The organism is Microbacterium festucae (assembly GCF_025421715.1).
Classification (GTDB): domain Bacteria; phylum Actinomycetota; class Actinomycetes; order Actinomycetales; family Microbacteriaceae; genus Microbacterium; species Microbacterium festucae.
Genome location: NZ_JAOEFC010000002.1, coordinates 41,067 through 53,252, shown reverse-complemented (window position 1 = coordinate 53,252; position 12,186 = coordinate 41,067). Strand labels below are relative to the sequence as shown.

At 71.3% G+C, this 12,186-nt stretch carries 11 protein-coding genes; 1 reads left to right on the top strand and 10 read right to left on the bottom strand.

The genetic code is table 11. The features are described 5' to 3' along the window. Positions 1–3 precede the first annotated feature (3 nt). The 4 genes from nrdR to dnaE form a co-directional block, all read right to left on the bottom strand. On the bottom strand, positions 4–489 hold the full coding sequence (gene nrdR, locus N3K63_RS06400) for a transcriptional regulator NrdR (protein ID WP_261579295.1): 486 nt from the start codon (positions 487–489) through the stop codon (positions 4–6). 1 nt (position 490) lies between these two features. Next, entirely contained in the window at positions 491–1,807 is a 1,317-nt protein-coding gene (gene hisD / locus N3K63_RS06395) for a histidinol dehydrogenase (protein ID WP_261579294.1), read from the bottom strand. 4 nt (positions 1,808–1,811) lie between these two features. Beyond that, positions 1,812–2,936 (bottom strand): SUR7/PalI family protein, encoded by a 1,125-nt coding sequence (locus tag N3K63_RS06390; protein WP_261579293.1) that lies wholly within the window; start codon positions 2,934–2,936, stop codon positions 1,812–1,814. A 61-nt stretch (positions 2,937–2,997) separates the two neighbouring features. Then, positions 2,998–6,468 carry a DNA polymerase III subunit alpha gene (gene dnaE, locus N3K63_RS06385; protein WP_390895155.1) on the bottom strand — a complete coding sequence of 1,157 codons (3,471 nt, stop codon included), beginning with the start codon at positions 6,466–6,468 and terminating at the stop codon, positions 2,998–3,000. 172 nt (positions 6,469–6,640) lie between these two features. Between dnaE and N3K63_RS06380 the strand changes: the two genes are divergently transcribed. After that, the gene (locus N3K63_RS06380; RefSeq protein WP_261579289.1) at positions 6,641–7,114 is read left to right on the top strand and encodes an NUDIX hydrolase; all 474 of its coding nucleotides are present in this window, start codon (positions 6,641–6,643) and stop codon (positions 7,112–7,114) included. Positions 7,115–7,145: 31 nt separating this feature from the next. Here the strand turns inward: N3K63_RS06380 and N3K63_RS06375 are convergent, their stop codons facing one another. The 6 genes from N3K63_RS06375 to N3K63_RS06350 form a co-directional block, all read right to left on the bottom strand. Beyond that, on the bottom strand, positions 7,146–8,909 hold the full coding sequence (locus N3K63_RS06375) for a long-chain-fatty-acid--CoA ligase (protein WP_390895113.1): 1,764 nt from the start codon (positions 8,907–8,909) through the stop codon (positions 7,146–7,148). A 22-nt stretch (positions 8,910–8,931) separates the two neighbouring features. After that, entirely contained in the window at positions 8,932–9,501 is a 570-nt protein-coding gene (locus N3K63_RS06370) for a GNAT family N-acetyltransferase (protein WP_261579286.1), read from the bottom strand. Positions 9,502–9,553: 52 nt separating this feature from the next. Continuing rightward, positions 9,554–10,474: an RluA family pseudouridine synthase gene (locus tag N3K63_RS06365; protein WP_261579285.1), complete on the bottom strand. Its 921-nt coding sequence runs from the start codon at positions 10,472–10,474 to the stop codon at positions 9,554–9,556. 1 nt (position 10,475) lies between these two features. After that, entirely contained in the window at positions 10,476–11,141 is a 666-nt protein-coding gene (lspA, locus tag N3K63_RS06360) for a signal peptidase II (protein WP_261579284.1), read from the bottom strand. An 8-nt stretch (positions 11,142–11,149) separates the two neighbouring features. Beyond that, entirely contained in the window at positions 11,150–11,776 is a 627-nt protein-coding gene (locus N3K63_RS06355) for a DivIVA domain-containing protein (RefSeq protein ID WP_261579283.1), read from the bottom strand. A gap of 107 nt (positions 11,777–11,883) precedes the next feature. Beyond that, positions 11,884–12,186 (bottom strand): YggT family protein, encoded by a 303-nt coding sequence (locus tag N3K63_RS06350; RefSeq protein ID WP_261579280.1) that lies wholly within the window; start codon positions 12,184–12,186, stop codon positions 11,884–11,886.

The window sequence follows — 12,186 nt, the reverse complement described above, 5'->3', positions numbered from 1 at the left end:
TGGTCAGACCTCATCGGCGACCGACGCGGCGGCGCGCGCGGCGTCGTGGTCGGCGCGCAGCTGCGCGATCGCGGCCTCGAAGTCGTCGAGCGTGTCGAACGCCTGGTAGACGCTCGCGAAGCGCAGGTAGGCGATCTCGTCGAGTTCGCGCAGCGGCGGCAGGATGGCCAGGCCGATCTCGTTCGTGTCGATCTGCGACGTGCCGGTCTGGCGCACGGTCTCTTCGACCGCCTGGGCGAGCAGGCCGAGGTCGCCCTCGGTGACGGGCCGCCCCTGGCAGGCCTTGCGCACCCCCGACATGACCTTCTCGCGGCTGAACGGCTCGATCACGCCGGAGCGCTTGATGACGTTGAGGCTCGCCGTCTCGATGGTGGAGAACCGGCCGCCGCACTGCGGGCACTGGCGGCGACGGCGGATGCTGAGGCCGTCATCGCTCGTGCGGGAGTCGATGACGCGCGAGTCGGCGTGGCGGCAGAACGGGCAGTGCACCTCAGGCCTCCGTCGCGGTGGCGGGGAAGCGCGCCGTGACCGCTTCGCCGTGGGCCGGCAGCGCCTCGGCGGTGGCGAGGGCGACGATGTCCTCGTGCACGGCGGCGAGGGCGTCACGGTCGTACACGATCACCTGCTGCGGGCGGAGGAAGGTCGAAGCCGACAGCCCGGCCGCGTAGCGGGCCTGTCCCCCGGTGGGCAGCACGTGGTTGCTGCCGGCGAGGTAGTCGCCCAGGCTCACCGGCGACCACGGGCCGACGAACACCGCGCCCGCGTTGACGAAGTCGTCCACGCGCGGCTCGGCGAGGTGCAGCTCGAGGTGCTCGGGGGCGTAGGCGTTGCTGAACGCGGTGGCGGCGGCGACATCGTCGACGAGCACGATGGCCGACTGCGGCCCACCGAGGGCGGCGGCCACGCGAGCCGCGTGACGGGTCGCGCCGGCGCGTTCGACGATCGCGGCGGCGACCGCATCGGCCAGCTCCGCGGAGGCGGTGACCAGCACCGCGCCGGCCTGCTCGTCGTGCTCGGCCTGGCTCACCAGGTCGGCGGCGACGAGGTCGGCGTCGGCGTGCTCGTCGGCGACGACGAGGATCTCGGTCGCGCCCGCCTCGGCATCCGTGCCGACGATGCCAGCGACGACGCGCTTGGCGAGGGCGACGAAGTTGTTGCCGGGGCCGGAGATCACGTCGACCGGGGCGAGGCCCAGGTCCGGCACGCCGTGCGCGTAGGCGCCGATCGCGCCGGCGCCGCCCATCGCGTAGACCTCGTCGATGCCGAGGAGCGCGGCCGCGGCGAGGATGACGGGATGCACGCGGCCGTCGTGGTCGCGCTGCGGCGGCGAGGCGAGGGCCACGTCGGCCACCCCGGCCACCTGCGCGGGCACGACGTTCATGACGACGCTCGACGGGTAGACCGCCTTGCCGCCGGGCACATAGACGCCCACCCGCTGCACCGGGCGCCAGCGCTGCTCGACGCGGGCGCCGGGGGCGAGCTCGGTGACGCGGTCGTCGGGCACCTGGGCAGCCGAGGCGGCGCGCACGCGCCGGATGGCCTCGTCGAGGGCGGCGCGCACCTCGGGGGCGAGAGCGACGAGGGCCTCGTCGAGGTGTTCCTGCGGCACCCGGATCGCGTGCCCCTCGACGCCGTCGAACCGGGCGGCCTGCTCGCGCAGCGCCGTCTCGCCGCGCTCGGCGACGTCGTCGACGATGCGTGCGGCGGTGGCGAGGGCCTCGTCGCGGGCGGCCGTGGCGCGCGGGACCGCCGCGAGCAGTTCGGCCGGGGTCAGCGCGCGGCCGCGCAGATCGATGGTGCGCAGCATCGGCTCAGCCGCGCGTGACGCCGGAGACGTCGCGCAGGTAGCCGACGCGACCGTCTTCGTGGCGCACGACGAACGCATCGCCGCGGTCTTCGATCACGAGCGCCCACGCGGTGGGGCCGACGGTGAACAGCGGCACGCCGTTCTCGTCGACCACGTCGCGCTCGACGGGCGCGAGCGCCCAGAAGGCCTGGCTGGCCGCCGGCTCGGCCACGAGGGGCTCGATGACGCTGGTCGCGGTCGTGTCGGTGGCCGTCGCGGCCCCGGCGGCCGGGTCGGCCCAGCGCTCGGAGGTGTCCGCTGCGGGCGACGCGGTGACGGGGCGCGCCACGACCGGGCGCGCCGGGCTGGCGAGCACGTGGGCGGTGACCTGCGGGCGGCCCTGGAAGTCCTGGTCGAACGGCGCGATGAAGCGCGCGAAGACGGTGAGCAGAACGCCGGCGAGCATGAGCACCAGCTCGACCCACACGACCCAGCTGTGCAGCCACGGTCCCCCCTGGGCGACGCGCGCGATCTCCTCCCACAGGATGCCGAGCCAGATCAGCGCCGCGACCGAGAACGCCACCGAGGCGAACTGGTCGATGCCGAGCGAGCCGACGCGACGGATGGCGTCCGGCGAGAACCGGCGCAGCACGATGAGGCCGACGGCCACGGTGGGGGCGCCGATCGTGAGGATCCACGAGATGCCCGAGGTCCAGACCGATCCCCCGACGCCGAGGGCCATCATGAACCGGCTGTCGACGTAGATGGAGAAGAACGAGAAGACGAACGACAGCGCCCACACGCCCAGCAGGGCGACCTCGCGGATCGAGAACGGTCCGACGCCGTACTGCACCGAGGCGTCGGCGGCCGCGGCGACCGTGGGCTGTGCGGCCGGGCCCGGGTCCTGCGCGTCGGATGCCGGGTCGGCGGGGGTGTCGGTGGCGACCGGCTGGCCGTCGACGTGGCCGCCGGCGGCGTAGTCCTCGGCCGCGTAGTCGTCGGCGGCGTAGTCGCCGGCCGCGTCGGCGGAGGTGGCGTGCGCGGCAGGGACGACGTCGACCGCGTGGGTCTCGTCGGTGGTCGCTGCCGGCGTGGTCTCGCCGTCGAACTCGTCGGCGGAATCCGCCTTCGCCCGGGTGTCGTCGCTCACGATCGTTCCTCTCGGATCACGGTCACTCGTGCATGCGATCCTACCCGCCCGGGTGGCGCGCTCAGCCCAGGCATCCGGGTCCGAGAAGGCCCTTCAGCTCGCCGTACAGGTCGACGGTGACCGAGACCGGCATCGGCACCTCGAACACCTTCGCGGTGCCGCCCTTGTGCAGGCGCAACGTCACCTCGGTGTCTCCCGGGTGGCGCCGCAGCGTCTCGGCGAGCCGCTCGACGAGGGTCTCGGTGGCACGGTGCTCGGGCATCAGCAGCACGAGCGGCCCCGCGGCATCGACGGTGCCGAGATCGGGCGTGAACGCCGACTGGCCGTGCAGGTTCAGCCCGTCGTCACGGCGCGACACCCGGCCGCGCACGACCAGGATGCCGTCCTGCTGCAGCATCGACTGGAACTCGGTGTAGGTCTTCCCCATGAACATGACGGTCACCTCGCCGTCGAAGTCCTCGATGGTGATCATGCCGTAGGGATTGCCGCTCTGCTTGGCGACGCGGTGCTGCACGCTGGTGACCAGCCCCGCCACGGTCACCTGGTCGCCGTCGTTGACGTCCTCGGAGGCGAGCAGGTCGTGGATGGAGGTCGACGCGTGCTTGGCGAGCGGGATCTCGAGACCGGCCAGCGGATGGTCGGAGACGTAGAGACCGAGCATCTCGCGTTCGAAGGCGAGCTTGTCCTTCTTGGTCCACTCCGGACGGTCGGGGACCTTGGGCGGCACGACCTCTTCGGCGGCATCGTAGAGGCTGTCGAAGTCGAAGCCGATGGCCCCCTGGGCCTCGTTGCGCTTGCGGTCGACGGCCGCCTCGGTGGCATCCTCGTGGATCTCCAGCAGCGCGCGGCGGGTGTCGCCCATCGTGTCGAACGCGCCGGCCTTGATGAGCGATTCGACGGTGCGCTTGTTGGCCACGTGCAGCGGCACCTTGGCGAGGAAGTCGTGGAACGACGTGAACGTGCCGTCGGCGCGGGAGGCGACGATGCCGTCGACGACGTTGGCGCCGACGTTGCGCACCGCGCCGAGGCCGAAGCGGATGTCGCCGCCGACGGCCGCGAAGTACCGGATCGACTCCCCCACGTCGGGCGGGAGCACCTTGATGCCCATGCGGCGGCACTCGTTGAGGTACACCGCCATCTTGTCCTTGGAGTCGCCGACGCTCGTCAGCAGCGCCGCCATGTACTCGGCGGGATAGTGCGCCTTGAGGTAGGCGGTCCAGTACGAGACGAGACCGTAGGCGGCCGAGTGCGCCTTGTTGAAGGCGTAGTCGGAGAAGGGCAGCAGGATGTCCCACAGCGCCTTCACCGCCGCCTCGCCGAATCCGCGCTCCTTCATGCCGCCCGAGAAGCCCTCGTACTGCTTGTCGAGCTCGGACTTCTTCTTCTTGCCCATCGCGCGGCGGAGGATGTCGGCCTGTCCGAGCGAGAACCCGGCCACCTTCTGGGCGATGGCCATGACCTGCTCCTGATAGATGATCAGGCCGTAGGTGGTGTCGAGGATGTCGCGCAGGGGCTCTTCGAGCTCGGGGTGGATGGGCGTGATGTCCTGCTGGCCGTTCTTGCGCAGCGCGTAGTTGATGTGCGAGTTCGCGCCCATGGGGCCGGGGCGGTACAGCGCGATGACGGCCGAGATGTCCTCGAAGTTGTCGGGCTTCATGAGGCGCAGCAGCGAACGCATGGGCCCGCCGTCGAGCTGGAAGACGCCCAGCGTGTCGCCGCGGGTGAGCAGGTCGTAGGCGGGACGGTCGTCGAGGGCGAGGTGCTCGAGGTCGAGCTCTTCACCGCGGTTGAGCCGGATGTTGTCGAGGGCGTCGGAGATGATCGTGAGGTTGCGCAGCCCCAGGAAGTCCATCTTGATGAGGCCGAGCGTCTCGCACGACGGGTAGTCGAACTGCGTGACGATCTGGCCGTCCTGCTCGCGGCGCATGATCGGGATGATGTCCAGCAGCGGCTCGCTGGACATGATCACGCCGGCCGCGTGCACGCCCCACTGGCGCTTGAGGCCTTCCAGACCCAGCGCCCGGTCGAACACGGTCTTCGCGTCGGGGTCGGTCTCGACGAGCGAGCGGAACTCGCTGGCCTCCTTGAAGCGCGGATGCTGCGGGTTGAACATGCCCCCGAGCTCCATGTCCTTGCCCATCACGGCGGGGGGCATGGCCTTGGTGAGCTTCTCCCCCATGCTGAACGGGAAGCCGAGCACGCGCCCGGCGTCCTTCAGCGCCTGCTTGGACTTGATGGTGCCGTAGGTGACGATCTGCGCGACGCGCTCGGAGCCGTACTTCGCGGTGACGTACTCGATCACCTCGCCGCGGCGCCGGTCGTCGAAGTCGACGTCGAAATCGGGCATGGAGACGCGGTCGGGATTGAGGAAGCGCTCGAAGATGAGGCCGTGCTCGAGCGGGTCGAGGTCGGTGATCTTCATCGCGTACGCGACCATCGAACCGGCACCCGAGCCGCGGCCCGGACCGACGCGGATGCCGTTGTCCTTGGCCCAGTTGATGAAGTCGGCGACGACGAGGAAGTACCCCGGGAAGCCCATCTGCAGGATGATCCCGGTCTCGTACTCGGCCTGCTTGCGCACGCGGTCGGGGATGCCGGCCGGGTAGCGGTAGTGGAGACCCGCCTCGACCTCCTTGATCAGCCAGCTGTCCTCGGTCTCGCCGTCGGGCACCGGGAAGCGGGGCATGTAGTTGGCGGAGGTGTTGAACTCCACCTCGCAGCGCTCGGCGATCAGCAGGGTGTTGTCGCACGCCTCGGGGTGGTCGCGGAACAGCTGGCGCATCTCCTGCGCGGTCTTGATGTAGTACCCGTCGCCGTCGAACTTGAACCGGTTGGGGTCGTCGAGGGTCGAGCCGGACTGCACGCACAGCAGCGCCTCGTGCGCGTCGGCCTCGTGCTGGTGGGTGTAGTGCGAGTCGTTGGTGCCCACCAGCGGGATGTCGAGGTCTTTGGCCAGGCGGATGAGGTCGGTCATCACGCGGCGCTCGATCGACAGGCCGTGGTCCATGATCTCGGCGAAGTAGTTCTCCTTGCCGAAGATGTCCTGGAACTCCGCCGCCGCCGCGCGGGCCGCGTCGTACTGGCCGAGCCGCAGGCGGGTCTGCACCTCGCCCGACGGGCAGCCCGTCGTGGCGATGAGCCCCTTGCCGTAGGTCTGCAGCAGCTCGCGGTCCATGCGCGGCTTGAAGTAGTACCCCTCCATGCTCGACAGCGAGCTGAGCCGGAAGAGGTTGTGCATGCCCTCGGTGCTCTGGCTCCACATCGTCATGTGGGTGTAGGCGCCCGAGCCCGAGACGTCGTCGCTCTTCTGATCGGGCGAGCCCCAGGCCACACGCGACTTGTCGCTGCGGTGCGTGCCCGGGGTGACGTAGGCCTCGAGCCCGATGATCGGCTTCACGCCGGCGGCGTTGGCCGCGCGGTAGAACTCGAACGCCGCGAAGGTGTTGCCGTGGTCGGTGACGGCGATGGCGGGCATGCCGTACTCGGCGGCCGCCTGCGTCATCGCGCCGATCTTGGCCGCACCGTCGAGCATCGAGTACTCGCTGTGCACGTGCAGGTGAACGAAGGAGTCGGATGCCACCCATCGAGTCTACGAAGGCCTCCGACATCGTCGCCCCGCGCCGGCCGCGCGGCTGCGAGGTCGCCTCACCCTCCAGTGGAGGGTGAAGGTTCGCGCGGCCGCACGGCCGCCTAGGGTGGATGCCATGGCCACCCCCGACTTCGTCCTGTCGCTGCGCGAGAAGATCGGTCACGATCCGCTCCCCCTGGTCGGCGTGACCGCCGTCGTGTTCAAGGACGAGAAGGTGCTGCTCGGGCGCCGCTCCGACAACGGCGCGTGGCAGTGCGTGTCGGGGATCGTCGATCCCGGCGAGGAGCCGGCGACCGCCGCGGTGCGCGAGTGCCTCGAGGAGGCGGGCGTGGTGGTGCGCGCGACGCGTCTGGCCGTCGTGCAGCAGATCCCCCGCATCACCTACGCCAACGGCGACCAGGTCGACTACCTCGATCTCGTCTTCCGCTGCGAGTGGGTCTCGGGCGACCCGCATCCGGCCGACGGCGAACTGACCGAGGTCGGCTGGTACGGGTTGGGCGAGCTCGCCGAGGTGGAGCCGTTCCACGTGCGCAAGATCGCCCTCGCGATCGCCGAGGACGACCCGGCCTCGTTCGCGGGCGGCGTCTGACCGGCGGAGTCACCCGCCCGGCGCCGACCGGTCAGTCGGCGGCGGGCTCGGCTCCCCGTGCGCCCTTGCGGCGCACGATCTCGTCGCGCACCTCGCGGCGCAGCACCTTGCCGATCAGCGACCGCGGCAGCACGTCGAACTCGACGACCGCGCGGGGCACCTTGTAGGCGGCGAGGTGCTCGCGGGCGGACTCGCGGAGCGCCTGCGGGTCGAAGGCGGCCCCGTCGCGCAGCACGACCGCCGCCGTGATCGACTCGCCGCCGTCGGAGCGCGCGATGCCCACCACCGCGGCGTCGACGACGTCGGGGTGCAGCAGCAGGGCGTCTTCGACCTCGCTGGGGCTCACGTTGAACCCGCCGGTGATGATGAGCTCCTTGATGCGGTCGACGATCGTGACGAAACCGTCGGCGTCGGCGGTCACGATGTCGCCGGTGCGCAGCCACCCGCCCTCCAGCAGCGCCTGAGCGGTCTCCTCGGGCTGGTTCCAGTACCCCTGGAACACCTGCGGCCCGCGCACGAGCAGCTCGCCGGGTTCGCCGATCGCGCGGTCGACGGTGGGGTCGTCGGGGTCGACGACCCGGATGTCGGTGCTCGGGAAGGGCACACCCACCGTGCCGGCACGGCGCTGCGGACCCATCGGGTTGCCGAGCGAGATGGGCGAGGACTCGGTCATGCCGTAGCCCTCGACGAGGATGCCGCCGGTCGCCTCCTCCCAGCGCCGCACGGTGGCCGCCGGCAGCGCCATCGCGCCGGAGATCGCGTGCCGGAGCGCCGACATGTCGATGTGCGCGCGCGAGGCGGCGCGTGCCAGGGCGTCGTAGATCGGCGGCACGGCCGGCAGGAAGGTCGGCGGCGTGCGCTTCATCGCCTTCAGCGTCATCGGCACGTCGAACAGCGGGAACAGCACGATGCGCGCGCCGATGGAGATCGCGGTCGTCACGCACAGCGTGAGCCCGTACGCGTGGAACAGCGGCAGCACCCCGTAGAAGACCTCACCGCCGGGCACGAGACCGGGGACCCACGCCACCGACTGCGCGGCGTTGGCCCGCAGGTTGCGGTGGCTGAGCACGGCGGCCTTGGGGCGCCCCGTGGTGCCGCTGGTGAACTGCAGCACGGCGATGTCGTCGGCCCGGGGCCGCGGCGCCCGCCGCGACAGCCGGCGTCCGCGCACGAGGCCCGCCCAGTCGATGACGCCCTTGGCGGTGGGGGGCGTGGTCATCGCCGCGCGCGAGCGCCGAGCCGCGGGCAGCGGCATCTTCAGGAGCGCGCGCAGGTGCCACGGCATGGCGTCGGGCATGCGCACGGCGATGATCGTCGCGGGGCGGATGTCGGCGGGGAGGTCGTGGATGGTGTCGGCCATCGCGTCCCACACGATGGCGATGCGCGCCCGGTGCACCTCGAACAGGTGCCGCAGCTCGGGGGCGGTGTAGCGCGGGTTGTGCTCGACGACGATCGCGCCCAGCCGCTGCGCGGCGTAGAACGCCACGATGTGCTGCGGGCAGTTCGGCAGCACGAGGGCGACCCGGTCGCCGGCGCCGACGCCGAGGCGCCGCAGGGCCTCGGCGGCGCGGGCGACCTGGTCGCCGAGCTCCCGGTAGGTCGTCTCCGCGCCGAAGAACTCCAGCGCGGGACGTGCCGGATACCGCGTCACAACGGCGTCGAGCATGTCGACGAGCGTCGCATCGGAGGGAGCGATCTCGTGCGGGACCCCCTCGGCGTAGGACGAGAGCCAGGGACGCGCAGCGAGGGGGTTCACTGCACCAGCGTAGGTACCCGGATGTACGCGCCCGGGCATGTGCCGGCGGCATCCGGGGATGTCAGAGCGCCAGCCGCATCACCACCCGCGGGAACCCGCCGGCCACGGCGTCGGTGTCGGCGGCCTTGCGGAACCCGGCCCGCTCGAACAGCGCCCGTGTGCCGACGTAGGCCATGGTGAGGTCCACCTTCTCCCCCGCGTTGTCGACCGGGTAGCCCTCGATCGCCGGCGCCCCGCTGTCGCGGGCGAAGGCGACCGCGCCCGCCAGCAGCGCGTGCGAGATGCCCTCGCCGCGGTGGCCGGGGCGCACGCGCAGGCACCAGAGGCTCCAGACGTCGGCGTCGTCGACGTGCGGGATCTTGCGGCTCGTGGCGAAGGAGGTGTCGGCGCGCGGATGCACCGCCGCCCACCCGACCACCTCGTCGCCGTCGTAGGCGAGCACGCCCGGCGGGCCGCCGCGCAGCAGCTGCCGCACCCGGTCGCCGCGGGCCGTGCCGCGCAGCTCCCGGTTCTCGCGACCGGACGTGAGCCGGTAGCTCAGGCACCAGCACACGTTCGACGTGGGCTGCTTGGGCCCCACCATCGTGCGGATGTCGTCGAACTCGGTCGCCGGACGCACCTCGATCGTCATGCGGGTCAGGATGCCACCGGCATCCGACACCGGCAAGACGCACCGGCGCCGGTCAGTCGGCGCGCAGCACCTCGAGGGCGTGGGCCAGGTCGGCGGGGTAGTCGCTGGTGACGGTGAGCCACTCGGTGGTCACCGGGTGCGCGAACGACAGCTGGTGCGCGTGGAGCCACTGCCGCGTGAGCCCGAGACGCGCCGACAGGGTCGGGTCGGCCCCGTAGAGCGGGTCGCCCACGCAGGGGTGGCGGTGGGCGGCCATGTGCACGCGGATCTGGTGGGTGCGGCCGGTCTCGAGGTGGATCTCCAGCAGCGACGCGCCGCGGAAGGCCTCGATCGTCTCGTAGTGGGTGACGGAGTCCTTGCCGTCGGGGGTCACCGCGAACTTCCATGAGTGCGACGGATGCCGCCCGATGGGCGCGTCGATCGTACCGGCGAGCGGATCGGGATGGCCCTGCACGACCGCGTGGTAGATCTTCTCGACCTCGCGCTCCTTGAAGGCCCGCTTGAGGGCGGTGTAGGCGCGCTCGGTCTTGGCGACGACCATCAGGCCGCTCGTGCCGACGTCGAGGCGGTGCACGACGCCCTGGCGCTCGGCGGCGCCGGTGGTGGCCACGCGGAAGCCCGCCGCGGCGAGAGCGCCGACCACGGTCGGCCCCTCCCAGCCCACCGAGGGGTGGGCGGCCACGCCGGCGGGCTTGTCGACCACGACGATGTCGTCGTCGTCGTAGGCGATGCCGAGGTCGGGCACCGGGATCGGCACGATCTCGGGACCGCGACGCTGCTCCCACTCCACCTCGAGCCATGACCCGCCGCGCAGCTTGTCGCTCTTGGCCACGGTGCGCCCGTCCTGCAGCACACCGCCAGCCTCGGCGACGTCGGCCGCGAAGGTGCGCGAGAACCCGAGCATCTTGGCCAGCGCGGCGTCGACGCGCACGCCGTCGAGGCCGTCGGGGACGATGAGGGTGCGGGACTCCACGTCAGTCCCTGGTCGGCTCGCCGGCGGCGGGCGCCGACCCGGGGGTGGCGTCGGTGGCCGGGGCCTCGGTGGCGGGGGCCTCGGATGCCGCTGCGTCGTCGGTCGCGTCGGCGCGCTGCTCGCGGGTGCCGTCGAGGTGGATGCCGAGGAGCACGAGCACCGCGACGCCGATCATCATCGTGACGATGAACATGTCGGCGACGTTGTAGATCGCCGGGTTCATGCCCAGCCACATCCACGGGGTGTTGATGAAGTCGATGACGTGCCCGACCAGGAACCCGGGCTCGCGGATGAGGCGATCGGTGAGGTTTCCGAGGATGCCGCCCAGCAGCAGACCCAGGATGATCGCCCACGCGCGGGAGCGGATGCGGGTGATCGCCAGCACGACGATCACGATCGCCGCCGCCGCGAGGATCAGCGTGAACACCCAGGTCACGCCCTCGCCGAGCGAGAAGGCGGCGCCGGGGTTGCGGGTCAGGTACAGCTGGAGGAAGTCACCCCAGACCTCGACCGGCTCCTGGTAGGGCAGGTTCTCGAGGGCGAGGTGCTTGGCGAACTGGTCGGCGGCCAGCACCAGGATCGCGAGGATCGCGACGATGGTGCCGGCCGCCGCCGGACGCAAGGACTTCGTGCTCGCAGCGCCGTCGTGGGGCGTGCTACCGCTCAACGGCCGGCTCAGGAAGCCGAGACGGGCGAGGTGCCCGCCACGTCGAGGTCACGCAGCTTGTCTTCGATGAACCCGCGCAGCTGAGTGCGGTAGTCGCGCTCGAACTGACGCAGCTCGCTGATGCGGCTCTCGAGAGTGGCGCGCTCGGTGTCGAGGCGGGAGAGCTCTTCGCGGCTCTTGGCCTCGGCGTCGGCGACGATCTGCGACGCCTTGATCTCGGCCTCCGAGATGAGCTTGTCCTTCTGGGCCTGGCCCTCGGCGACGTGCTCGTCGTGCAGGCGCTGGGCGAGCTCGATGATGCCGGCGGTGGCCAGGGCCGGAGCGGTGGCATCGGCGGCGGGAGCGGCGGGCGCGGGCTCGACCACGGCGGGCTCGGGGGCGGGCTCGGGCTCCGGGGCGGGGACCTCGTCGACGACGACGGCCTCCTCCTCGACGGGAGCGGCGGCGGCCACGGGGGCGGAGCCCGACTCGTAGGCCGCGAGCTTCGCCTTGAGCTCGTCGTTCTCGGCGATCGTCTTGCGCCACTCGACGACGATCTCGTCCAGGAAGTCGTCGACCTCATCGGGGTCGAAACCCTCCTTGAAGCGGACGTGCTGGAACTGCTTGGTGACGACGTCTTCGGGGGTCAAAGCCATGGTGTCAATCCTCTTTCAGGGCTCACGACGCGGGCCGATACGGAGTGCCCGCCCGAGGGCGAGCCGATCTCCACAGCATAGTCGGCGTGGATGGGAGGCGCGAGAAGTCACATCGACATGACGGCCCGCACGACCGACAGCAGCACGAAGCACAGCAGCATGGTCAGCGGGAAACCCAGGTCGATGGCCACCGGTCCCAGCCGCAGGGGCGGGATCAGGCGCCGGAAGAACTTCAGCGGCGGGTCGGTCAGGGTGAACACGGTTTCAGCCACGACGAGCGCGCCCCCGCGGGGACGCCACTCGCGGTTGAACATCGGGATGTACTCGAGGATCAACCGCCCGAACAGCAGCAGGATGTACAGCAGCAGGAAGATGTTCGCGATCGACGCGATCAGCCGCACGACATCCAC